Source organism: Luteibacter sp. (genome assembly GCF_009912395.1).
In the GTDB taxonomy this organism is placed as follows: domain Bacteria; phylum Pseudomonadota; class Gammaproteobacteria; order Xanthomonadales; family Rhodanobacteraceae; genus Luteibacter.
On the sequence record NZ_WNDO01000007.1, the window covers coordinates 82964 to 107377 of the forward strand.

The following is a 24414-nucleotide window of genomic DNA, read 5'->3' on the forward strand; positions in this document are numbered from 1 at the left end:
GGCCACTACGGGGCTGGGCCACTTTGCGCCTCTGGACCACGCCATGTGACGGGCCGCCATGCGACGCGATATCGCCATCGTCGTTTTCCCGGGATTCCAGTTGCTTGACGCCGCCGGCCCGGTCGCCGTCTTCGAGATGGCGGAACGGTTCCGTCCCGACAGCTATGCCATCGACGTGCTGGCTCCGGGCGGCGGTATCGTGCGCAGTTCGTCGGGCGTCTGTCTTGCCGCCGCCCCGATCGATGCGAAGCGGTTCGATACGATCATCGTGTCCGGCGGCAACCTCGCCCAGGTCGAGGCAGACCAGGCCGACATCGTGCCATGGTTGGGCGGCGACACATGGCGGCGCGTGGCCGGCGTATGCTCCGGCGCGTTCCTCCTCGCCAAGGCGGGCCTGCTCGACGGACGGCGGGCCACCACCCACTGGGCCGCAGCGGAACGCTTTCGCTCGCTCTATCCCAAGGTGCGCCTGGACGCAGACAGGATGTTCATCCGGGATGGCGATATCTGGACGTCGGCAGGTATCTCGGCGGGTATCGACCTTGCGCTGGCTCTTGTCGAGGACGACCTCGGTCCCGGCATCGCGCGACGGACGGCTCAGCAACTGGTGGTTCATCAGCGACGGCACGGCGAGCAATCGCAGTACTCGGTCATCGTGGAACAGGGTGGCCGCACTGGACGTTTCGGCGAACTGGTCGACTGGATGCGCCAACGCCTGGACGAGCCCATGACGATAGAGCGCCTCGCCGAGCGCGTCTCGATGAGTCCCCGCAACTTCGCTCGCGCGTTCGTGACAGAGATAGGCACGACGCCCGCAAAAGTCGTCGAAGGCCTGAGGCTCGAAGCTGCTCGCGTCGCGGTGGAAACCAGCCATCTACAGTTGGACCACATCGCGGCCTCCACGGGGTTCGGCGATGCGACGCGCATGCGTCGGGCCTTTGTGCGCGCCTTCGGCGTACCGCCCCAGTCCATGAGGCGAAGCGCGAGCGCCTGACTGGGCGCTGGCCGTTTTCGTCCGGAAATTGTCCTTGCCGCCGCCGGCTCGGATGCCATAAAAATCGATCACGCTCCTCAGGAGAACAAGCGCATGCGCTCGATCATGTCCGTTACGGTATGCCTGCTTTGCATGGCCGTGACATCGGCAGCGATGACCGCGCCGGCACCGGTGCCGCCCGCTACGCGTCTCGACCACATCCTGCTGTGGGGCCGAAGCATCGACGACATCACCTCAGTCATGGCGGTCAAGTTGGGTTTTCAGGTTCGCCCTGGACATGACCCTGCCGGCGTTGCGAATCGCTATATCCGGTTCGCGGACAGCAGCTTCATCGAGTTGCTGGGCATCACCCGTGCCGACCCTACCTTCGATCCGGGCATGAAGGCGGACCAGGACGCGCTCAAGGGTGGCCCCGGTTCGCGCAGCTTCGGATTCCGGGCATCCTCGCTCGATACCCTCCACACCTCGCTGACGGCCCTTGGCTATGCCGTCACGCCGTTCTTCGCAGGCCCTGACAGCCACAAGCCGGGCTGGCGACTGTTCGCCTTCGACAAGGCACCGTTGTCCAGCAATACGTTCTTCATCGACTACACCACCGGCTATGCGCCCGACCAGTTCGACCCGAGCAACGGGGATGATTACCGGGTGACGCGGAAGCACCCCAACGGGGCCGAGTCGTTGACGTCGATCTGGCTGCTTTCGGCCGACGCCGATGCCGATCGACGGCAACTGGACAGGATGGGCTTCGGCCAGGCCGTGCCGGTGACATTGCCGATCGTCGGGGCGAAGGGATTTTGCGTACCCGTTGGTCCAACCGCCCTGCTGGCCCTTCAACCCGACGGAAACGGACTCGCCGGGCAGACCCTGGCCAAGGGCGGTCCACGCATCCTCGCCGTCAGCTTCGCTGTGGCCGACCTGGGCCGGGCGCAGCGCTGGGCCGAGCGCGGCTACGAACGCAGGCTGACGACGTATGCCGGCCTATCAGGACAATCCGTGCTTGCGCCCACGCAGGACGACCTCGGCCTGTTCATCGAATTCCATGCCAGCGGTGGCAACAAGGGTCCCTGCCCAGGAAACGGATGATTCATGGCATCGGTCGTTTCGCATAACGGCGACGCAGCCCGCGATTCAGTGGATCGCCGTAGAAACGGGCGACCACCCAGGCCAGCGCGGCCGACAGCAGGATGAACACGGCGAGCATCGGCAGCTTCCATTCCGGCGTCATCTCGGCCTTCGGCCAGAGGTTTCTCTGGATGCCGAGGACCACGATATGGAACAGGTAGAGTTCGTAGCTATGCGCGCCCAGCCATGCCAACGGCCGGCCCAGGCGCCCGGCCACGTTTCCCGTCCGCAAGCCCGAGACCGCCACGAGGAACACCGCCGCCGCGATGCCCAGCTGGGTCGCGCCAAAGGCTTCGTTGCCGCCGATCCCGCGCATATAGACCCAGCCCATGGCGACGAGGGAGAGTGTCGCCAGGACACGGCGTGACGTCGGCGAAAGGACGATATCGCGTGCCGCCACCGCCGCCGCGCAACCATAGATCAGCATGTCCACGCAGGCGAGGTTGCCGTACATGAAGAGCAGCTCGTCGTCGCTGTGGATGCCACGATAGACCGGCCCGGCGACGATGCCCACGACGGCCAGGACGAACAGCGCCCATCGCGTGCGGGCGAGGATCAGCACCAGCGGATAAAGCAGGTAGAACACCTCTTCCACCGATAGCGACCAGTAGATGTTCATCGCGTAATTGAAGTAACCCACCGCCTCCATGAGGATGTTGTGCCAGAACGTCAGCACCGACAGGTTGGCGATGAGGAAAAAGCCGTCGCCCTGGGCGGGCTCGTTGGCGAAGCTCTCCCACCCCGCCAGGCCCAGCGCGGTGATGATCGCCAACGCCAGCACCACTGACGGATACAGGCGGAAGAAGCGAAGCTTGTAGAAGTGGACGATCTGGATATCGGCCAGCGAACCGTATCGACGCAGGATGTTCGAGGTGATCAGGAAGCCCGAGATCACGAAGAACACCGATACCCCGTAGTTTCCATTCAGGAAGATGGTCCGCAACGTGGGAACCGATATCCACTGCTGCAACGGACTGAACTGCAGCCGGTAGGTCAGCGAATAATGCAGCAACATCACCAGCAGGATGCAGATACCCCGCAGCATGTCGATGGCAAGGTTGCGCCCGTCCTGGCCCGTTTGCACGGCGTCGTTCATCGTCGATGGCCTCGATCCCTGGGCCGGGGACTCTAGATAGCCGCCGGGCATGCTGTCAACGCGACGTCGGCCGGCACCCTCGTCAAGGAACCGACGGAAGCCGGTTTTCCGACAACAAAGGGCGAAGGGAGTTATGGCGGTATCCTCGGGTCGAAACAAGCCAAGTAGCCGTTTCCTGGCGCCATCGCATGTCAAGGCGCTCCCTTCTCTGCGTTCACTGGAATCCATCATGCCGACAACACGCTATCGCTCGGTACTGCCCATCAGCTACATGGTGCCGACGCTCTACCCCACCGCACCCGGTGCTGTGAAACCGCTGGGCGGCGCCCCACTCATCCAGTTTGGCGACCCTGATTTGCAAGCCCGTGCACAGCGACTGGTCAATGTCCTGTACTGGACAGCGATGACCTACGCAAATCATGACGGCATGCAGGACAACGAAACGCTGAAAGTGTTCATGGCGCCGGAGTTCTATTTCCGCAAGGCATCCAACGAAGACGCACTACGCGATCGCTTCATTTCCGGCGCCGATTTCGGTTCTTACACGGAACATTCCCGCTACATGCTAGCCGAGGCGCTCTATGACGCCATCGCTAGATCCCCATTGTTCAAGGATTGGACGATCGTCGCCGGAAGCATCTGCTCCGCCCTCCCTCGCGCTACCGATGCACGCCTTAATCTGCTGAACACCGCCATCGTGTTGCGCGGGCGTCGCGCAGTGCACGATAGCAGCATCCCCTATGCATTGCTTGAAAAGCACTACATATCCACCGGCGAGAATGTTGATTCAAGATCGCATGCCGACAGGGATCCCACGACAACCTACAGCTTCCGCCTCAATCCGGACAAGGGCATGGACAACATCATCTCCTGGGACGAGATGTGTTTCGGTCTGGAGGTCTGCCTGGATCACGGCATGCAAGTGGTGAGGAATAACGTCACCACACTCAGGCAGGTCATGGGACCGACGGTCGCCGAACTTGACTTGCAACTGGTGACATCCTGCGGCATGTCGATCGTAGGCCAGGCAGTGGCCGTGAAGAACGGTGCCCTGGTCATGCTGACCGACGGCATGTCCTACGCCGACGACAATCTCCCTGAGCCTACCTTCCAGGTGGGACGCTACGATGCGGCGACTCATCAGGTGAACATGATCGGACGTGATCAGTTCGTCTTCACGGAATTGCCCAAGACATCCGATTACCAGGTATTGCAATACGCGCGGGGCCGGTATGCCGATCTATCCCGACGCCAGGGCGTATGGGTAAGCAACGATCGCCTGCCGTTGATCATCAACTGACGCCATTGAGGCGGCGAAAGCGCCCCTGAACAAGGGGCGCGCTACATCGATACCACCTCCCTTAAGGCATGGCATATCGATGCCGCCAGCTCTTCCTGCTCGCGGATACCGAACTGCACAGAGCGGTCGAAGTTTTGCGCCCAGGTAATCCGCCGCAACGAGTAGTCGACCAGGCGTATGGACGTGCGTATGCGCTCCGCATCGACTCTCATGCTGCCTTCGATGAGCCGGCGCGGGGTCCCGGGGGCCGCGTCGCCAGACGCCGCTTCCTCGCGTACGAACACGTCACCGAAGGAGGAAAACAGCTGGTTGATCAGTTCCTCGTACAGGCCGCTCGCGAACGCCTGACCCTCCGTACGCTCGGTCAGGTACCTGATGGGCTGGACGAGCAGACGATCGTCCTGCTTCACGGGCGGCTCCGGCCGCACGATGCGACGGAAGACCGGTGTCAACCGCCCCACGGGAATGCTGATCTCCACGTCGCCCGATACCGCACGCTCCGTGTAGTAGGCGGCCAGACGGTGGCGCAGTCGCCCCACCTGCACCCTGATCGCAGGATCTTCGGAGATAAAATCTTCCGGTCGCCGATCAAACACTTCGATGCCGATCGTGTATTCACTGACATTCCCCCTTCCCCCTTCCAACGCCTGATCCATGAGGTAGCGGAAAAGGCGGCGCATGCGATGCGCCTTCAGCAAGGCGTCGCTTGCCAGCAACGACGCATAGGCGGCACGTATTTCCGCATCGCAAACCGCTTCGATAACTTCGTTGTCCTTCTTCACCACGTCCCCCCGCCGGGCCTGGAATACCGCTCCGTCCTCGATGGCACGCCCCGGCCCGGAAGCTTGCCCTACCGGCGCACGGGTCTGATGGAAGGATGTCCGTCACCCGACCCGGATGCCGGCGTCAAGGAACTGGCTTCAGCCGATTTGCCGACGGCGAAGGACGGACCGGATCCCGTGCGTCTCCGACGATAACCCCGGAGTCGGTGCAGACAGGGATTGTTACCGCAACACGGCATCCGCGGTTACGGTAACGATACTTGTATCCGGCATCTACGCACCTAGGATCACTCCATCGAAACGGGCGAACGACACGCATCGCCCTTGATTCCATGGGGGACACATGGCTGGCCAACTTCCGGACGACATCGTCCAGGCAATCGCGATATCCAATGCGAAATCGATCGGCGAGCAACCCGCCATCCTGGCGAACCTCGCGCTCGCCCAGCAGATCTTCAACCAGAACATGCAGCAGCAGATCAGCCTGAGCCAGCAGCAGGCCATGAACCAGGTGCAGATGGCGGCCACCGCCAAATGCGTCGCGATGATCGAAAACGCAGGCTGCAAGAACCAGTCCTCCATCGACCAGATGGGCAAGGACATCGAAAAGATCGTCAAGGACATGGAGCGGCTCATCAAGGGCGAAGACCAGTAACGTCCGTCGCGCATTGCGCCGCCCGTCCCGTGGATTCATGCGCATTCATCGCAAGTGAATGCGCTGGATACCTCCGTCAGGAGGCTCTCATCAGGCAAGTCAGATCCATCAACCATCACCTTCCACAAGGAGAATCACTATGGCAACTCTTCCCGAAGACGTCGTGAGCGCGGTGGCGATCGGCAACCTCAAGTCCATCTCCGAACAGCCGGCCATGCTGTCCAACCTGGCCTATTCGAACACGGTGGCCAGCACCAACCTGTCGCAGCAGAACGCCGTGGCCAACCAGCAGGCTATGAACGAGCTTGGCATCTCGATCGTCGCCAAGGCCTCCAACACCATCAGCAACCTCGGCCCCCTGGAAGCCCGCTCTGCGGTCGATATTCTGACCAATAACGAGTTGGCCCAGACCATCGCCGACCTGAAGGCAACGCTGCAGGCGTTCCCCAAGTAAGTCGATAGGACGGCCGTCAATCAGGAGGGCGGAACATGCTAGATCAACAGATAGTCAGCGCGGTGGCCACCGGCAACCTCAAGGCGATCTCGGAACAGCCGGCCTTGCTGTCCAACCTGGCCTACGCGAACGTCGTGGCCACCAACAACCTGGGCCAGCAAAAGGCCGTATCGAACCAGCAGGCCGGAAACCAGGTCAACGCACCGATCGTGGCGAAAGCCGTCAATACGGTGTCCGACCTGGGTCCGATGGACAGTCGTTCCGCGGTGGATGTCCTCACCAACGACGAACTCGCCCAGACGATCGCCGATCTCAAGTCGGCGGTGGAGGCTTTCGCGGGCTCCCGTGGCGGCGGAAACTTCCTGCAGTTGCGCGATCTCAAGTTGAGGATCAACGAGCATGGACAACTGGTCATCGGTGTACCCGACGACAAGGTGCTCGATATCTTCATCCCCGGGAAATTCACCAAGGAGGAAGTGGACGTCGCCGTCGACACCGGCCGTGGCATCCTCGTCAAAGTGAAGCGCTCGAAGTAATCGCCTTGCGGCAATGACGCCGGGATGGCCGTCAGGCCATCCCGGCACTGCAGAGGATCAGACACATGGAAACGATAGACGTAGGCGTATCCATCACCGAAACCGACGGAACAGGTGGCCCCAAGGATGCGGTTTCCGTGGCCGGGGCCACCGTCGCCCAGCTTCCGGCGGCGCTGAGCGACCTCGCCTATGCCAACCAGGTCGGCAGCACCGGCATGGCGGCGCGCTCGCAAATCGCCAACCAGGATGCGATGTACCGGCTCCGGCAGATGATCCTTGCCGACGCGGTAGCGACGGTGCAGACCACATCGCCGTCGACGGCCCGGTCCAGCCTGACCGTGCTTACCTCCAACGAGCTGGCCCGCGAGATCGCCGACCTGAAGGCTTCCGTACAGGCGTTCGCCTCGCCATGAGCACCGATACGCCCCTCGACGACTACAACCGCATGCTGATCGAACAGATCACGACGCGTGCGCAACAGGGCTTCATGGCGAACCTCACCGCGCCGCAGTATGTCGTGGTACATACCGGGGTAGACAGGGTCCTGACCATCCTCTCGGCCCGCTCGCTGGCAGATGACCAACATCCTGTCTTCGGTCCGAAACCGTTCGCGGACTGCATCCACTACATCAACCAGCAACTGGTGGTCGGCCCGGGCAAACCGGCGCCGTCACCTCAGACGCCGGACGACGGCAGCCATCATCCATGAGGGTCCCGCCATGACAGACAACGAAACGATCAAGCAACTGAGGAAGGACGTCGAGGACATCGCCGAGTCGATGACCAAGGTGGCGACCAACGTCGCTCTGCTCGGTATCGACGACAACGCGGATGAGCAGATGCGCATCATCACCGAAGAAAACAACAAGGTGCTCGACCGTATCCGCAAGCTCTACAACCTGCCCCCGGCCCCGGGACGCTGATCCGTGGCGGCGACCGGCAGCATCGTCACCGGCCCGCTCGCGGCGGCCGAGGCGCTCAACGCCACGGCGATACCCAGTGCGGAGGCGGCCTATGCGTTCATGATGCAGATCCTGGGCAATGAAGCCACTCCGCTCATCTTCGGCTCGCTCGCCTTGAGCGGCACCGCCATCGTGGAAGGACTGGTCGCCTACGAAGCCGTCGCCGCGCTTGCCGGCAGGACAGGCTGACGCCATGGCCGGGACGCGATGGGCGCCCCGGCCGCTTCCCGAGCAGGTCATCGTCGTGGCGTTTCCCCGCGCGTGGAAGAAGGCTCCCTGGCCAGCCGGCGCGTCTGCGCCCGAGGGAGATTTCTTCATCGTCCAGGCCGCCAGCCAGGCGGTCTCGATCCCTCGCCTCCAGATCGAATGGCTGACGCTTCGCGCCGCCACCCCGCTGGGACCCACGATGAGCCGGATCGACTACATCGCGACGGACAACATCCAGGGACGGAGACAGCTCCGCGCGCCCGTGATCATCGAGGGGACGACTTATGAAGTCGCCTTCATCCAGCAACCCGGCGACCTTGTCCAGGACGAGCTCGTTCGCACACTGAACTGCCCGCTCAACCTCGACTGCCAGATCGCCATAGGTTTCGTGGCGGACCTTATCAAGAAGATCCCCATTCCCCCCATCCGGTATCTCGTGCTGGTGGTCGCCGCGTTGGCCGTTCTCGCACTGGGCGTGGTCATCGTGGCATTACGTCGGATGTTCGCCGGCGTTCCCGAGCCGCCGCCACTGTCCACGGACATCCACGGCATACCGATCGTCATCGTTCCCAGCCTACCCATTCGCCTTCCGTTCCCGCTTGAGGACATCCCAGCGGAAAGCCAGACCATCGACCTACAGACCCTGCGTGCCGTCTACTGGCTGGTCACGCTGGCATTGCAGCCATGAATCAGGGCGTGGAACCTTCCACGGACAGCGGCCCGCGGCTGGGCAGGCCGAAGATCCGGTCGAACGCCCAGGTGTAGAAGAAGGTGTAGATCGGAAAGAAGACCAGCAAGGCCGCCTCCATGCCTGCGGCCTTCAACAACGAAACACCCATCCACCACGAGATCAGCGGCACCAGCATGCATACCAGCGACAGCTGGAACCCTGCCGCATGCAACACGCGGCGAAGCAGGCTGCGCCCCTTGTCGGTCCGCGTCTTTTCCCAGGCCTCGAACAGGTAGTTGTAGACGATGTTCCAGGTGGCCGCCGTGGTGGAGATGACCACCGCCAGCGGCCCCGTCGTGGAGGCCTCGCTATGACCGAGGATCGCAAGGCAGGTCGCCGACACCACGACACCAATCAGCTCGTAACCCACCACATAAACCAGTTTTCGCTTGAAACCCTGCACGGCCGCATTACTCCGGATCGATTCCTTCTATTTTCAGGCAATGAAACTGATAGCAAAAGTCAACTGTCATCAGTTAATCTGATAGCCATGAAATTCTCCAGCGACAACGTCGAGCTCTTCCTCGCCGTGCTCGACCACGGCTCCTTCTCAGCTGCGGCTCGGGCCTTGGGCCGGGTTCCTTCGGCGGTAAGCATGGGCATCGCCAACATGGAGGCCGAACTGGGCCTGGTCCTCTTCGAGCGTAGCCGTCGCGACGTACGCCCCACCGCGTCGGGCGAGGCGCTGGCGCCCTACGCGCGGATGATCGCAGAGCAACTCGCGCAACTGCGGGTGCATGCCCAGGAGCTATCCCAGGGTCTGGAAAGCCGCCTGTCGATCGCCGTGACGGAAGACATCTCACCAGCCAGCTATGTACCGGCCATTTCCGAACTGGCCACGCGTTATCCCCTGCTCGACGTCGAGGTACTGAGCGCGCCGCAGGACGACGCGATGTCGATGCTTCGGAGTGAGCGGGTCAGCCTGTGCCTTGCCTTCGGTGGCCTCCAGGTCAGCCCGAAGGAAAGTTTCCAGTTCGTCGCCAACGAGCGCCTCATCGCCACCGTGGCCCCCACGCATCCGTCGCTCACGCTACGCAAGGGCCCGATCTACCTGGAAGACCTCGTGAACGTGCGCCAGGTGCTCGTCGCCAATCGCGACCTGCCGCTCAGCGATACGCGACCCATGGTTGGCGCGAACCATTGGCGAACGGACAGCCTGGGCGTCGCTCTGGCAATGGTCGAGGCCGGCATCGGCTGGGGCAACTTCCCCCAGTCGGTGGTGGAACCGTTGATCGCCACGAAACGCTTGGTCCGGCTCGATTTCAGGAACACGCGTAACGAACTGCGGCTGCCCGTGCATGTGGTCTGGCCGAAGGATCGCCCCTTGCGCAAGGCGGCACAGGCGTTGGTCGGCCTGCTTTCACCCATGCGATAACGCCGATCCATTCGCACCAAGGTATTCGGCGAGCACCAGGGCGTGATTGTGCTGCTCGTCCTTCGCCGCGTAGAGCAAGGTCACGTCGCCCGTGCGCAGGTGTGTCCGGAGGATATCCGGCGCCGATGAGGCCGCCAGTTCGGCAAGGTAGCGTTCGCGAAACACCTTCCAGTGCTCCGGACGATGACCGAACCACGTACGCAGGCCAGGGCTTGGCGCCACGTCCTTGAGCCAGAGGTCGTAGTGCGCGTCCTCCTTTTTCACGCCACGCGGCCAGAGCCTGTCCACCAGCACCCGGAATCCATCGCCCTTCGCCGGCGCCTCGTAGATCCGCTTGATGTGAACCGTGTGCGGCATGGCCCATCCTCCCTCGTGGGGCCCCCATGGTACCGGGCACCAGGGCGCTCGGCGTTTCTTGCATATCGAAGCAAACACACAGATTGCCAAATGTCCACAAATTGACACACAGCATTGGCAAGCTGCGCTGGCTGGTAGCTGTGGCGCCATAAGGACAAGAACCTCGCCATCCACCGCGTGCACCACCGAAAGGTGGTGTCGACGATGGGACGCACCCGCGACTGCCCCTGCCCTGACCCTCCGATACGCAAGGATCCATAGATGAAGCTCATCCATCGCGGACACGTCGGCTTGCTCCTGCTCGCCGCCGCCACGCCCGGTTTCGCCCTCGCCACGGATACGCCGACCGGCGATGGCGCCCCTGCTCCGACAAACGACGCCGCGCCGGCCAATGGACAGCCGGCCACCGACAAGAAGTCGACGAGCGATCTGGACACCGTCCAGGTCACCGGCAAGGCGGTGGGCTTCACCAACACGGAAATCCCCAAGGATGTGCTGAAGTTCGAGCCGCCGCTCAGCAGCGTGACCGATGCCGTGAACATGGCGCCGGGTGTGAACATCACCCAGGGTGGCGTGTTCGACAGCGACGACTACTCCACCGGCATCACGCTGCGTGGCTTCACCCAGGACCAGCTCGGCTTCACCATCGACGGACTGCCCAACGGTTCCGCAGGCTACGGTGGCGGCGCGAAGCCCAATCGCTTCCTCGATCCGGAGAACCTGTCGTCCGCCAGCGTTTCGCAAGGCACTGCGGATATCGGCTCGCCGTCGTTGCAGGCCCTGGGCGGCACGCTCAGCTACATGTCGAACGACCCGAACAAGGACGCCGGCGTCCGCGTCGACCAGTCGATCGGTCAGTGGAACGCGAAGCGCACCTTCGTCCGCTACGACACGGGTACGTTCCTGGATAACACGACGCGTGCGTATATCAGCTATTCCACCACGCACAACAACCGCTGGATCGGTCACGGCCAGCCGGACAACGGCCACACCAGCCGCGACCATGTCGACATCAAGCTGATTAGCGACGTGACCGATCGCTTGACGATCACCTCGCGCTTCTCCTGGGACAACGCCTACGAAAACAACTACAACGACGTCACCAAGGCCCAATTCCAGCAGGATCCCAACTACGATTTCCTGACGACGCGCTGGACGGGTGACCCGAACACCGACCAGCAGTACGTCAACGCCTGGAACACCAAGCGCAAGAACGGCCTGGCCGGCATCAAGTTCGACTACCAGATCGACGACGATGCGGACGTCAGCTTCTACCCGTACTACCACCTGCAGGAAGGCTACGGCGGCTGGATGCCTCCCTACCAGCTCTACGCCAGCGACGCGGCGGGCAACCTGGTCAACAACTATCCGGCCGAAGGCGCCAGCTTCGTCAATGCCTACTACCGTTCGCCGAACGGCGTGGCCCTGGCTCAGCCGAACGGCTGCGCCAATCCGTACGACGCCGGTTGCTATCCGGCCGGTTCCAATCCGATCAACAGCTTCCGCCAGAGCACCTACAAGAACAACCGCTACGGCTTCCTGCTGAGCGGCCATTGGGACATCGCGGGCAACCATTTCTACGGCGGCACCTGGTTCGAGGACCAGGACCGCAACGCGGGTCGCAAGTGGTACGCCGTGCTCGACACGGCCAAGGCCTGGAACTACGCCGGCAAGCCGTACTACCTGCAGTTCGACGACAAGCTCAAGACCGATACCCGCAAGCTGTTCCTGCAGGACAGCCTCACCTTCGGCCCGGTCGACGTGTCGCTGGGCATCAGCAAGTACCTGGTGAACATCGCCGGCAACGACCTGATCGCCGGTGACCGCTTCGCCGACAAGAGCTTCGATTCCGATGTGCTGCCGTCCGTGGGCGCGGTGTGGCACATCAATCCGACCTCGCAGGTTTACGCCAGCTACACGAAGAACTTCGCACCGCCGTCGGACAGCGTGGTGCAGGCCGCGGCCAGCGGTACCGATATCAGCACGGTGAAGCCGGAAACCTCGTCCAACATCGACCTCGGCTACCGCTACCAGACCAGCACGCTGCAGGCGAGCCTGGCGCTGTACCACGTGCGCTTTGCGAACCAGATCAACGAGATCACGCCGGACTCGCAGTACACCCGCATCAACTACACGGTGGGCACCGAGGGCACGTACATCAACGTGGGCGGCATCGAGTCCAAGGGCCTGGAAGGACTGGTCGACTGGGCCTTCGATCCGGCCTTCGACGTGTACGCATCGGCCACGCTCAACCACTCGACCTACCTGCAGACGCTTAACGGCATCATCAAAGGCAACAAGGTCACGGGTACGCCGGGCCGCATGCTGGCCGTGGGCCTGAACTACCACGCCAACGACTTCCACGCCGGCCTGTCGGCCAAGTACGTGGGCGATCGCTACGGTACGCGCGACAACACGGAAAAGATGAACCCGTACACCGTGTTCGACGCCAACGTCGGCTACCACATCGACCTGGCGGACAAGAAGACGGCCCTGCCGTGGATGAAGTCGGTCGACTTCACCCTGGCCGTCACCAACTTCACCAACAAGCGCTACCTCGCCACCCTCGGTGACGACTCCACGCCGGGCTACTACTACATCGGTGCGCCGCGCACCGTGGTACTCACCGCCTCGGCACAGTTCTGACCGAACCATCCCGGGCGAACCTCAACGGTTCGCCCGGGACATCGTGCGTCAGAAGTTCCAGCGGAAGCCGAGGTTGACCGCGTTGCTGGTCGAGTGCTTGGCGACATCCGCGTTGTAGTACACGAAGGTGCTGGCCGCCGGGGTGATGTCGAAGCTCACGCCCACACCGGCCTGCCAGTGGTTCTTCACCGGCCGCGAACCCTGCACCACGAACGAGTCGCTCGGCACGCCCGCGAAGGCGTTGTTGACCGAAACCGTATCGTCCTTGGTGTTGTGCAGGTAACGCACCACCACGATCGGGTGCAGCTTCGTACCCGCCACGCCGAGATCCACGTCGCCCACCAGTCGGGCACCCACGCCGTACTGCATGCTGGTGGCGTTGGCACGACCCACGCGCAGGTCCGCGTCGCCGGCGCCCTTCTCCGTGAACGAGTCGTACTTCACCTTCGTGTAGTACGCGCCGACGAACGGCTCCAGGTGCAGGTCCTTGCCGAGTTGGAAGCGGTAACCGCCTTCCAGGGCCGCGTTGATCGCCTTGCCGTCGTAGCTGCCCGTCGCCTGCGGCGTGAACGGTCCGACCGACACACGACGCGAGCTGTCCGCGCTCTGCCAGCCGTACGAGGCCATGCCCTCCGCCCACCACTGCTGCTGGTTGAAGTACAGGGCATGGATACCGATGGCCGCCTGGTCCACGTCCGTGTAATCACCGCGACGATCGACCTGGGTCCGGGAGTTGGCGAGGTTGGCGTGTACGCCGATGCGCAGGTCAGGCGTCACCGGCGCGTCGGCGCCGATGATTAGGCCATGGATGCGGTAATCGGTGTGCGCCACATCGGTGCTGCGATCGAAATCGCTGCTCGACGTATACGGCACCGCCCAGACCGCGGAGGTCTGCTCACCCGTGTCGCGCGCCAGGCGCAGGCGGGTGAACAGCGTGTCCTGGTACTGCGCCTGTCCACCCAGCTCCGCATTCGCGGCGGAGGCGTAGGTTTCGCCGGTGAGCGAATCGAAGGAGCGGATCACCTGGTCGGCGGTCAGGCCGCGGGTATAGCCCAGCAGCGTCGGCAGCGGATTGCCGCCGGAGGTCGCGATGGTCTGCAACGCCGAGGCCATGCGGTACTGGTTGCCGTTGAGTCCGGCGAACTGGTTGAACGGGGTGCCGCCCGTACCGGTGCCGCCACCTGCCTGGCTCAGCGTGAGGATCAGCTGGTTGCCCTGCTGCTTCACGCTCGCATTGAGGAAGGGCAGCGTGCTCTGCACCACGCTCGCATACGCGCCGGTGATGCCGCCCGTCGCATTGATGATGGTGTAGCTGGTGCTCTGTCCATAGGTGCCTGCCGACGGCAGTGTCACCAGCTGTCCACCTACGCTCGCGCTGCCGTTGACGTTGATGCTGTCGCTGGTGCCGGTCGGGGTCGTACGGACCTGGGTCGTCGAACCCGCGCCGAGGACCAGGCCACCCGTGGTGATGGTGGAACCCGCGGTGCCCGTGCCACCGGCGGCGCCCGTGGCGCCGTTGATGCCACTCGGGGCGATCGTGCCGCCGTTGACGGTCACCGTTCCGCCGATCGTGCCGCCGCCGACGAGGCCACCGCCGTTGTTCACCGTGACGGGACCGCCGAGGTTGCCGTTGACCACCAGGTTGCCGCCGACCGTCGTGCCGCCGGTGAACGTCGCGGACGTGCCGCTGGCGACCGACAGCGTGCCCGCACCGACGTTGAGGTTGGTGATGTTGTTGAACGACGCACCCGGCAGGTTGGCCTCGCCGGTACCCGTCACGTTCAACGTCGTACCCGGACCGGTGCCGTTCACCGTGCCCGTCACGCCCGGCAGGTTGCCGTAGCTGACGTTGATCGTGCTGTTACCACCCAGATTCACCGTGCCTGCCAGCGGACCGCTGGCGGTGACGTTGTTGCCCGTGCCACCGAGGCTGGCCGTGGCGCCCGCGCCGACACTGAGAGGACCGGTGTACGGATTGCTGGCGTTCAACGTCCCACCGTTGACGGTCAGGCCGCCCGTGAAGCCCGTGAGCGAGCCGCCGAGATTCAGTGTGCCGCTGCCCTGCTTCACCAGCCCGCCTGTGCCCGTCAGGTTGCCGTTGATTCCCAGATCCGCCGCACCCTGCACTGTCAGGCCATTGGCGCCGATCGCCACGTTGTTGCCTAGCGTCACCGCGGTACCCGCCTGCAGGCTCGCGCCGTTAATCGACAGGTCGCCCGTGCCCAGCGCCGTATTGCTACCCACCGTGAGCGTGCCGCCATTGACGGTGGTGCCACCGCTGTAGGTATTGTTGCCGTTGAGGGTCAGCGAGGCGTTGCCGTTCTTGATCAGGCTGCCCGTTCCGGAGATGGTGCCGCCGAGCGTCAACGCCTGGTTGCCGACCGCGGTGAGGGCCGCGTTGAGCACCACGTTGTTGGCGAGGGTCGTCGCGGCGGACGAATCCAGGGTCGATGCCGCTGCCACCGTCAGCGCGCCCGTGCCGAGCGCGGCATTGTTGCCCACCACCACGCCACCGCCATTGAGCGTGACGCCGCCGGTGAAGGTGCTTGCGCCGTTGAGGGTCTGGATACCCGTGCCGCCCTTCACCAGCCCACCGGTGCCGCCGATGCTGCCGTTGAAGGTGGCGTCGGTCGTGCCGCCCAGCGTGAGCGTGTTTCCGCCCAGCGCCACCGAGCTGCCCGCCACGCCGGCCAGCGAACCGATGGTCTGGTTCGCGCCGGCCGCCGAGATGTCGAACGTGCCCGTGCCGGCGAGATTCACCGCACCGATCGACGCCAGGCTACCGCCCGCACCGATGGCCAGCGTGCCGGCGTTGATCGTCGTGCCGCCGGTATAGGTGTTCGCACCGCCCAGGGTCAGCGTCGCCGCGCCGTCCTTGATCAGGCCGCCCGCACCGGACACGACACCGCCGATGGTCAGCGCGTTGCTGCCCAGCACGTCGAGGTTCGCACCGGCCGCAAGGCCGACGGTGTTGGCGATGGTGATCGGCGCCGTCGTATCGAGCGACGCGTTCGCATTCACCGTCAGCGCACCGCTGCCCAGCGATGTCGCATTGCCCAGCGCCAGGCCACCGCCATTGAGGGTGACGCCGCCACTGAAGGTGTTCGCGCCGTTCAGCGTCTGCACGCCCGCGCCGTTCTTCACCAGGGCGCCCGTACCGGAGATGATGCCGGCGTAGGTCGTGTTGCCGACGCCGCCGAGGGTCAGCGTGTTGCCGCCAAGCGTCACCGCGCTGCCCGCGACACCCGCCAGCGACCCGATCGACTGGCCGCTCGTCGCGCCGGAGATGTCGAAACCGGTGCCGGTGTTGGCCAGGTTCACCGCACCAGAGGAAGACAGGCTACCGCCCGCGCCGATCGCCAGGATGCCCGCGTTGATCGTCGTACCACCCGTGAACGTGTTCGTACCGGTCAGCGTCTCGGTACCCGCGCCTTGCTTGATCAGGCCACCGGTGCCGCCAATCCAACCGCTGAACGTGCCGTTCGTCGGACCGCCGACCGTAAGCGTGTTGGCACCGAGGTTGACTGTGCCTGCACCGATCAGCGTGCCGAACGTCTGGGTGCCGTTGCCGGCGGACAGATCGAACGTCGCACCCTGCAGCACGTTCACGATGCCACTGCCGGCGAGGCTCGCGCCGGCGCCGAGCGCCAGCGTGCCCGCGCTGATCGTCGTGCCACCCGTATAGGTGTTCGCGCCGTTGAGGGTGAGCGTCGCGGCGCCATCCTTGGTCAGGCTTCCGGTGCCGTCGATGTTGCCATTGAGAGTCATGGCATTGGTGCCGAGCACCGTCAGGCCCGCATTGAGCGTGATGTGGTTCGCCAGGGTCACCGGGCCACTCGAATCCAGCGTCGAGTTGCCACCCACCGTCAGCGTGCCCGTGCCAAGCGCCGCATCGTTGCCGACGACGAGGCCACCGGCGTTGAGCGTCACGCCGCCGCTGAAGGTGTTCGCACCATTGAGCGTCTGCACGCCCGCACCGTTCTTCACCAGTGCGCCGCTGCCGCCGATGGTGCCGTTGAACGTGGCATCCGTCGCACCGCCCAGCGTGAGCGAATTGCCGCCCAGCGACACGTTGCTTCCGGCGACACCCGCCAGCGAACCGATGGTCTGGCCAGCCGTCGCCCCGGAGATGTCGAAGGTGCCGGTACCCGTAAGATTCACTGCGCCCGTCGAAGCGAGGCTGCCGCCCGCGCCGATCGCCAACGTGCCCGAATTGATCGTCGTGCCACCGGTGTACGTGTTGGCACCGCCAAGGGTCACCGTCGCGGCGCCGTCTTTGATCAGGCCGCCCGCACCGGAGATCGCACCCCCAAGTGTCAGCGTGTTGCTACCAAGCAGGTCGAGATTCGCACCCGCCGCCAGGTCCACCGCATTGGTCAGGTTGAGCGCCGTGGTCGTATCCAGGGAGGCGTTGGCACCCACCGTGAGGGCGCCGGTGCCGAGCGCACCGTTGTTGCCCAGCACCAAGCCGCCTGCGTTGAGGGCCACGCCGCCGCTGAAGGCATTCGTGCCACCCAGCGTCTGGATGCCCGTGCCGTTCTTGACGAGTCCGCCGGTGCCCACGATGGCACCGTTGTACGCCGAGTTGCCGACGCCACCCAGCGTCAGCGTATTCGCACCCAGGGTCACCGTGCTGCCCACGACGCCCGCCAGGGAACCGATGGTCTGCGCGGTACCGGCGGAGATGTCAAAGCCCGTGCCCGACGCCGCGAGATTCACGGCGCCGGTCGCCGCGAGGCTACCCGTACCGCCGATCGCGAGGGTGCCAGCGTTGATCGTCGTGCCACCGGTGAAGGTGTTCGTACCGGTCAGGGTTTCGGTACCGATACCTTGCTTGATCAAACCACCCGTGCCGCCGATGGAGCCGCTGAAGATACCGTTGGTTGCGCCGCCGACCGTCAGCGAGTTCGCGCCAAGTTTCACCGTACCGTTACCGGTGAGCGTACCGAAGGTCTGCGTGCCGTTGCCCGCCGAAAGATCCAGGGTGGCGTTTGTGGCGAGATTTACCGTACCCGTGGATGCCAGGCTGGCGTTCGCGCCGAGCGCGAGCGTACCGGCGTTGATGTTGGTGCCGCCCGTGTACGAGTTGATGCCGGTGAGGGTCAGCGTGGCAGTGCCTTCCTTGGTCAGGCTGCCGTTGCCGGTCAACTGGCCGGTGAGGGTCAGCGCGTTGGTACCCAGCACGGTCAGGCCCGCGTTGAGCCCGATATTGTTGGCGAGCGTGATCGGACCGGTGCTGTCGAGCGTGCCGTTGCCGACCACGGTAAGCGCACCGACGCCCAGCGCCGCATTGTTGCCAACCGACAGGCCACCTGCATTGAAGGTGACGCCACCGCCGAAGGTGTTCGCACCACCCAGTTCCTGCACACCGGCACCGTTCTTCACCAGGCCGGCGCTGCCGGTGATCGTGCCGTCGAAGCTGCGGTTGCTCGCATCGCCGAAGGTCAGCGCGTTGCCGCCCAGGGTGAGGTTCGTACCGGCGACGCTGGACAGGTACCCGATGGTCTGGCCACCGCTCGCGCCGGAGATGTCGAAGCCGGCACCCGCGGTGCTCAGGGCCACGCCACCGCCGGCGGCAAGGCTACCGCCCGCGCCAAGCGCCAGCGTGCCTCCGCTGACGGTAGTGCCACCGGTATACGTGTTCGCACCGTTCAAGGTCAGCGTCGCGGCGCCGCTCTTAGACAGACCACCCAGGCCCGAGATCGCGCCACCGACGGTGATCGCGTTGCTACCGAGGATGCCAAGTCCCGCGCCGGCACCGAGGCTGATGGTGTTCGCCAGGGAGATCGACGCGCCGGCGTCGAGTGTCGAGTTACCCACGACGTTGAGCGTACCGGTACCCAGCGCGCCACCGTTGCCGAGCACCAGGCCACCGGCATTGAGGTTGAGGCCGCCACTGAATGCGTTCGCGCCATTGAGCGTCAGCACCGAGGCGCCATTCTTGGTCAGGCCGCCCGTACCGGATACGGTGCCACCCAGGGTGACGTTCTGGCTGCCCAGGATGTTGAGCGTGTTGCCCGCGCCGAGATTCACGTTGTTGGCAAGATTGACCGCCGCGCTCGCGTCAAGCGTGGCGTTGCCACCGACATTGAGCGAACCGGTGCCCAGCGCGCCACCATTGCCGAGCAGCACGCCACCGCCGTTGAGGTTGAGGCCGCCACTGAACGTGTTCGCGCCATTGAGCGTCAGCACCGAGGTGCCGTTCTTGACCAGGCTACCCGCGCCCGCCACCACGCCGCCGAGCGTCAGGTTCTGCGTACCGGGAAGCGTGAGGGCCGCGCCGAGATTGATGCTGTTGGCCAGGGTGAGCGCGGCGGAGCCATCGAGCGTCGCGGCACCGTTCACGTTCAACGCGCCCGTACCCAGCGCGCCGCCGTTACCCAGCAGCAGACCGCCGGCATTGAGATTGAGGCCGCCACCAAAAGTATTCACGCCGTTGAGCGTCAGCAACGATGCGCCATCCTTGGTCAGCGAACCGGCACCGGAAATCACGCCACCCAGCGTGACGTTCTGGGCGCCGAGCAGATCGAGGTTCGCGCCGAGGTTGACGTTGTTGGCGAGGTTGAGCGGTGCCGAGATGCCATCGAGCGTCGCCGCGCCGCCGACCGTCAGCGCACCCGTGCCGATCGCGCTGCTATTGCCCAGCAGCAGGCCGCCCGCATTGATGGCGAGGCCGCCGGCGAAGGTGTTGACGCCGGTCAGCGTCTGCACGCCCGTACCGTTCTTGACCAGGCCGCCGGCACCGCTGATCACGCCGCCGAAGGTCTGGTTCGTCGTGCCACCGAAGGTGAGCGTGTTGTTGCCCAGTTGGATGCCGGTGCCGACGACACCGGAGAGGTCACCGATGGTCTGGTTGCCGCTGCCGGAGATGTCCAGGTCTGCGCCGACGCCCGCGAGATTGACGGCACCGCCTGTTCCCAGGGTGCCATTGAGGCCCACCGCGACGGTGCCGGCGTTGACTGTCAGTCCACCGGTGAAGGTGTTGGCGCCATTGAGCGTCAACGTCGAGGCGCCGTTCTTGACCAGCGCGCCCGAGCCCGAGATCGCGCCACCCAAGGTCAGCGCCTGGTTGCCCAGCACATTCAGCGAGCCCGTCGAGCCGAGGTTCACGGCATTCCCCACGCTCAGCGCGGTGGAGCCGTCGAGCGTCACGGCGCCATTGACGGTGAGCGAGCCTGTACCGAGCGCGCCGCTGTTGCCGAGCAGCAAGCCGCCTGCATTGGCGACCACGCCGCCACTGAACGAATTCGGGCCGTTGAGCGTGAGCAGCGACGCGCCGTTCTTCACGACATTGCCAGTGCCGGCGATCAGTCCGTTGAAAACCAGCGGCTGGCCGCCCAGCAGGTTCAGGGAGCCGCCGGTACCGATGTTGACGTTGTTGGCGAGCGTCAAGGCCGAGGTCCCGTCCAGCGTGACCTCGCCACCGACACTCAGCGCACCGATACCGAGCGCGGTGTTGCTGCCAAGCAGCAAGCCACCGGCATTGAGCGCGACACCGCCCTGGAACGTATTGTTGCCGCTGAGCGTCTGGGTGCCCGTGCCCAGCTTCACAAGGCCACCGGTGCCCACGATCGTACCCGCGTAACTCGTGTTGCCAAGGCCGCCCAGTGTCAGCGTATGCGCGCCGAGGTTCACCGCACCGCCGAGGCCTGCCAGCGAGCCGATGGTCTGGTTCGGTGCGGCTGAGACATCGAGGCTGGTACCGACCGCGAGGGTGATCGCCCCCGTCGGCGACAGGCTCGCACCCGCACCGAGCGCCAGCGCGCCACCAGCGATGGAAAAGTTGCCGGTCAACGAGTTGGCACCGTTGAGGGTCAGCGTGCTCGCGCCGTTCTTGACGAGGTTGCCCGCGCCCGACAACGAACCGCTGAGGGTGAGCGCCTGGTTGCCGAGCAGGTTGAGGCTGCCACCCGCGTTGACGACGATGTTGTTCGCCAGGTTGAAGCCGGCGGTGGTATCCAGCGACGCGCTGCCTGCGACGGTCAGGTTGCCCGTGCCCAGGGCACCCGCGTTGCCGAGCACCAAGCCGCCTGCATTGAGGCCGACGCCGCCACTGAACAGGTTCGCGCCACCGAGCGTGACGATACCCGTGTTGTTGATCGTGAGGCCGCCGGTACCCGAGAGAATGCCTCCCAGGGCGAACGGGTTCGTACCGCCCAGCGTGAGCCGACCGGTGCCGTTGAGCGAGAAGCTGTTCGCCAGCGACAGGCCTGCCGTGGTCGCCGCGATGGCGCCACCGGCGACGTTGACCGTGCCGGAGCCGAGGCTGCCGGCATTGTTGAAATTGATCAGGCCGTCGTTGATTGTCGTATCCACGGCGCCCGTGCCGACCGTCGGCGCGCCCTGGATGTTCCAGGTGCCGCTATTGACCGTCAGGTGCTGGAAATCGATGTAGTTGCCCCACACGATCGCGGTGGGCGCGCCGCCAGTGCCCGATCCCGGTCCCGTAGGCGAGTTCTGCAGAATCAGGCGATTGTTGCCGCTGGTGCCGCCGTCGACGATGCCGGCCGCGGAGAGTTTTACGGCGATGCCCGTGATGGGCCCCGCGATACTCGTGCCCGCGTTGTTCACCGACGAACCGGATACGGCGGTGAACGTGTTACCGGTGGGCGTGTCGCCCATGTACACGGCACCGTTGATCACGCCCGCATTGATGAAGGTGTTGCCCGCGTTGGCGGTGCCTGACGAGGCGAAACCGATGCGCCCGGTGATCGTGCCGGTATTGGTGAAGTTGGTCTGGGCGCCGCCGTAGCTGAGGATCGCGGGTGCGTCCGCCGTCGTAAACAGGGTGCCGAGGCCCAGGATCGACATGTTCATCGTGCCGTTGTTCACGATGTTGGTGACGCCGCCCGTGGCGTTCTGCGTCACCAGCGCCTGGCCACCAAAGCCAAGCAGGGACAGCACGTTCACCAGGCCGTTGATCTGTCCGCCCGCCTGGTTGTTGACGTTAATCGTGTTGCCGCCCGCGGTGTTGTTGCCAAGTACCGCGCCGGCGGCCGCGAGGCTGAGGCCGCCGTTGAGCTCGGGATCAATCTTGCCCGAGTTGTTGAGGGTAATGCCGTTGCCATTGAGGGTCAGGGCGCTGCCGCCGACCAGAGGAGCGACGCTAAGCACCGCGCCGTTAACGATGTTCATCGTTACATTGTTGGTGGCGTTGGGGTAACCGTTGCGGTTCGTCGAGGCGTCGCAGGTAATGATCGTGCCGGCCTGCGTGCAATCCGCCCAAGCCGTGCCGCTCAGGGCAGGCATCGCCAGGATCGACGCGAACGCTAAATAGATACTCTTGGTGAGGGAGTTGCGACGGACGGTCTCAAGGCGACGCTTGCTCATAATTATTCCCCAGGTCCGCGTGCTGGCTTTGGCCATGTGATGGATGAATCCAAGAGACCTGCGCCGAAATCCGGGCCGCACTCCGCCGACCCTCCGTCGACATCGGGCAAGTCTCAAATAATGCTGATTTTGGATTCCCGGGGCCGAGACTAAGCCACCCCTCCAATAGCCGAATGCATAAATTTGGCAAGCCGCCTTTAAACAGCTGCTTGCAAATACATCTGTGAAAACAACTTCACACCGAAGTACGACATATTCGGCAAATCATGAAGTTACGAATGAATAAAAAAGCCACCGGCCGTCATGGCCGATGGCTTTATCGATAACGATTTGCCACGTTAAAAATCGCGACGAATGATTTGTTACGAATTATCTAAATAAATACATTTGCGGCAAGGAAAATCATTTTTCATGCCTTAAACGCAATGCGCCTAATCGGCATCAGCAACCGATGGCACCATTACCGGTAGAAACACCGAGCAGGCCCGTGTAACGAATATAGAGATTCACGCGATCCTGCATCTCATCGTGACCCACGCCGGTGGCGTTGCACTCGATGCCGCCGTTGATCGCACGGATCGTCGCGCCGAAGCCCTGCCCGCCCGAGATCGCCTGATGGGGCGTCAAGGCCGTCTGGCCGGACTGGGTCATCCAGTACCAGAGCGCGGTCTTCCATGCGACCGAGGCGTCGGTGGCCACGAGGTCCGGGTTGTGCAGCAGGTCGATGCCGAGCGCGAGGCCCGCCGAGGAGTAGTTGTAGTTCCAGCTGAGCTGGAGTGGACCACGACCGTAGTACTGGTAGCTGCCGCAGCTGCCGACCGGCTGGCAGTACGAGTTCCAGTTCGCCTGGTTCACTTCGCGGATGTAGACCAGGCCCGAGGTCTCGTGCGACGCGTTGGCGAGGAAGGCCGCCGCTTCCTGGCGTGCGACGTTGGGGTCGCTCTCCGTAGCGAACGCCGGGAACGCGGACAGCGCGCTGACCAGGCCCGCGTACGTGTAGAACGGGTTGCGGCTGGGGAACATCTGGTTGAACAGCGCCTCGCTCACCACGAAGCTGCCGCCACCGCCGGTCGATCCACCCGAGCACTGCGTCGGCTGCCAGTACCATGTGCTGATCGTCGGGTCGGTGCCGTCGCTGCCGTTCGTGCCGACGTTCATCAGCTTGTAGAAGTTTCCGTTCGGGTTGTACTTCACGATGGTGCCGAGCGGATAGTTCACGCCCGCGGCCCATACCGAGAACGAACAGGTGGCGGGTGGCGTGGCGTCGCACTGGGTCTGCTGCCAGTACCACGTGCTGATCGTCGGGTCGGTGCCATCGCTTCCGTTCGTACCGACGTTGACGACTTTGTAGAAATTGCCGTTGGCGTTGTACTTGACGACGGTACCCAGCGGATAGTTGTTACCGGGCGCCCAGGTCGTGAACGAGCAACTGGCGGCGGCCAGCGAGGGTGACGCCTGGGACTGCGGCATCGCGCGGAGCGGTGGCGATCCGATGCCAAGACATCCGGCGAGGACGACGAGCATCAAGGTGTAGAAGGTGCTGCCTTTCACGTGTGTTTCTCCCATGAGGATGAATCAGGCGAGCACGGCCTCGCGACCGGGATCGGTCATGCCGATGCCGGAGGGGCCGCAACTCTTTCGTATCCCGCTTTTTCGTCGCCATGTTCGTGGCGATCGGATCGTTCTGGGCGCCCCCGGCTTCGCCGTGGGACGAAGCCAGCCGTCATTCCCCAATGTCGAAGAAGACGCCCGAATCGCCGCCACTATAGGTGGCGCCTCCGATGCCGCCTCACGAGTATTCGGCAAGTTTGTCCGGCAACCGGGTTATGCGACGGGTATCACCGAAACGACATCCGGCCACGGAATGT

The 24414-nt window shown here is 64.2% G+C and carries 19 protein-coding genes; 13 read left to right on the forward strand and 6 right to left on the reverse strand.

Annotation, left to right across the window (positions count from 1 at the left end):
* Positions 1 to 58: 58 nt before the first annotated feature.
* On the forward strand, positions 59 to 994 hold the full coding sequence (locus GAK28_RS08870) for a GlxA family transcriptional regulator (protein WP_291777327.1): 936 nt from the start codon (positions 59 to 61) through the stop codon (positions 992 to 994).
* 93 nt (positions 995 to 1087) lie between these two features.
* On the forward strand, positions 1088 to 2077 hold the full coding sequence (locus GAK28_RS08875; RefSeq protein ID WP_291777329.1) for a VOC family protein: 990 nt from the start codon (positions 1088 to 1090) through the stop codon (positions 2075 to 2077).
* Position 2078: 1 nt separating this feature from the next.
* Here GAK28_RS08875 and GAK28_RS08880 read toward each other — a convergent pair whose 3' ends face one another.
* Positions 2079 to 3212 (reverse strand): acyltransferase, encoded by a 1134-nt coding sequence (locus GAK28_RS08880; RefSeq protein ID WP_291777332.1) that lies wholly within the window; start codon positions 3210 to 3212, stop codon positions 2079 to 2081.
* A 229-nt stretch (positions 3213 to 3441) separates the two neighbouring features.
* Between GAK28_RS08880 and GAK28_RS08885 the strand changes: the two genes are divergently transcribed.
* Entirely contained in the window at positions 3442 to 4512 is a 1071-nt protein-coding gene (locus GAK28_RS08885) for a hypothetical protein (protein WP_291777335.1), read from the forward strand.
* A gap of 41 nt (positions 4513 to 4553) precedes the next feature.
* Here GAK28_RS08885 and GAK28_RS08890 read toward each other — a convergent pair whose 3' ends face one another.
* Entirely contained in the window at positions 4554 to 5297 is a 744-nt protein-coding gene (locus GAK28_RS08890; RefSeq protein ID WP_291777338.1) for a hypothetical protein, read from the reverse strand.
* A 340-nt stretch (positions 5298 to 5637) separates the two neighbouring features.
* Here GAK28_RS08890 and GAK28_RS08895 point away from each other — a divergent pair, with 340 nt between their 5' ends.
* The 8 genes from GAK28_RS08895 to GAK28_RS08930 all read left to right on the forward strand — a co-directional run bounded on the left by GAK28_RS08895 (position 5638) and on the right by GAK28_RS08930 (position 8796).
* Entirely contained in the window at positions 5638 to 5949 is a 312-nt protein-coding gene (locus GAK28_RS08895) for an FAD-binding monooxygenase (RefSeq protein ID WP_291777341.1), read from the forward strand.
* Between the two features lie 139 nt (positions 5950 to 6088).
* Entirely contained in the window at positions 6089 to 6403 is a 315-nt protein-coding gene (locus tag GAK28_RS08900) for a RebB family R body protein (protein WP_166946612.1), read from the forward strand.
* Between the two features lie 35 nt (positions 6404 to 6438).
* A complete protein-coding gene (locus GAK28_RS08905; protein ID WP_291777346.1) occupies positions 6439 to 6939 on the forward strand; it encodes a hypothetical protein in 501 nt (166 codons plus the stop codon).
* A gap of 65 nt (positions 6940 to 7004) precedes the next feature.
* On the forward strand, positions 7005 to 7352 hold the full coding sequence (locus GAK28_RS08910) for a hypothetical protein (protein WP_291777349.1): 348 nt from the start codon (positions 7005 to 7007) through the stop codon (positions 7350 to 7352).
* Positions 7349 to 7648, forward strand: coding sequence for a hypothetical protein (locus GAK28_RS08915; protein ID WP_291777353.1), 300 nt, complete (start codon positions 7349 to 7351; stop codon positions 7646 to 7648). The genes GAK28_RS08910 and GAK28_RS08915 overlap by 4 nt, the downstream gene beginning before the upstream one ends.
* Positions 7649 to 7658: 10 nt before the next feature.
* Complete coding sequence (locus GAK28_RS08920) at positions 7659 to 7862, forward strand: Ras family protein (protein WP_291777355.1); 204 nt, start codon at positions 7659 to 7661, stop codon at positions 7860 to 7862.
* Positions 7863 to 7865: 3 nt separating this feature from the next.
* On the forward strand, positions 7866 to 8090 hold the full coding sequence (locus tag GAK28_RS08925) for a hypothetical protein (RefSeq protein ID WP_291777360.1): 225 nt from the start codon (positions 7866 to 7868) through the stop codon (positions 8088 to 8090).
* A gap of 4 nt (positions 8091 to 8094) precedes the next feature.
* Positions 8095 to 8796: a hypothetical protein gene (locus tag GAK28_RS08930; RefSeq protein WP_291777363.1), complete on the forward strand. Its 702-nt coding sequence runs from the start codon at positions 8095 to 8097 to the stop codon at positions 8794 to 8796.
* 1 nt (position 8797) lies between these two features.
* On the opposite strand, the gene GAK28_RS08935 is transcribed toward GAK28_RS08930, so the two are convergent.
* On the reverse strand, positions 8798 to 9241 hold the full coding sequence (locus GAK28_RS08935) for a PACE efflux transporter (protein WP_291777366.1): 444 nt from the start codon (positions 9239 to 9241) through the stop codon (positions 8798 to 8800).
* A gap of 87 nt (positions 9242 to 9328) precedes the next feature.
* Here GAK28_RS08935 and GAK28_RS08940 point away from each other — a divergent pair, with 87 nt between their 5' ends.
* Entirely contained in the window at positions 9329 to 10213 is an 885-nt protein-coding gene (locus tag GAK28_RS08940) for a LysR family transcriptional regulator (protein ID WP_291777368.1), read from the forward strand.
* Here GAK28_RS08940 and GAK28_RS08945 read toward each other — a convergent pair.
* A complete protein-coding gene (locus tag GAK28_RS08945) occupies positions 10199 to 10570 on the reverse strand; it encodes a DUF488 domain-containing protein (protein ID WP_291777371.1) in 372 nt (123 codons plus the stop codon). The two genes, GAK28_RS08940 and GAK28_RS08945, sit on opposite strands and share 15 nt — an antisense overlap.
* 261 nt (positions 10571 to 10831) lie before the next feature.
* Between GAK28_RS08945 and GAK28_RS08950 the strand changes: the two genes are divergently transcribed.
* The gene (locus GAK28_RS08950; protein WP_291777374.1) at positions 10832 to 13216 is read left to right on the forward strand and encodes a TonB-dependent receptor; all 2385 of its coding nucleotides are present in this window, start codon (positions 10832 to 10834) and stop codon (positions 13214 to 13216) included.
* A gap of 48 nt (positions 13217 to 13264) precedes the next feature.
* On the opposite strand, the gene GAK28_RS08955 is transcribed toward GAK28_RS08950, so the two are convergent.
* Both GAK28_RS08955 and GAK28_RS08960 read right to left on the reverse strand, forming a co-directional pair.
* On the reverse strand, positions 13265 to 22546 hold the full coding sequence (locus GAK28_RS08955) for an autotransporter-associated beta strand repeat-containing protein (RefSeq protein WP_291777376.1): 9282 nt from the start codon (positions 22544 to 22546) through the stop codon (positions 13265 to 13267).
* Positions 22547 to 22987: 441 nt separating this feature from the next.
* A complete protein-coding gene (locus GAK28_RS08960) occupies positions 22988 to 24097 on the reverse strand; it encodes a glycoside hydrolase family 19 protein (protein WP_291777379.1) in 1110 nt (369 codons plus the stop codon).
* Positions 24098 to 24414: the final 317 nt, after the last annotated feature.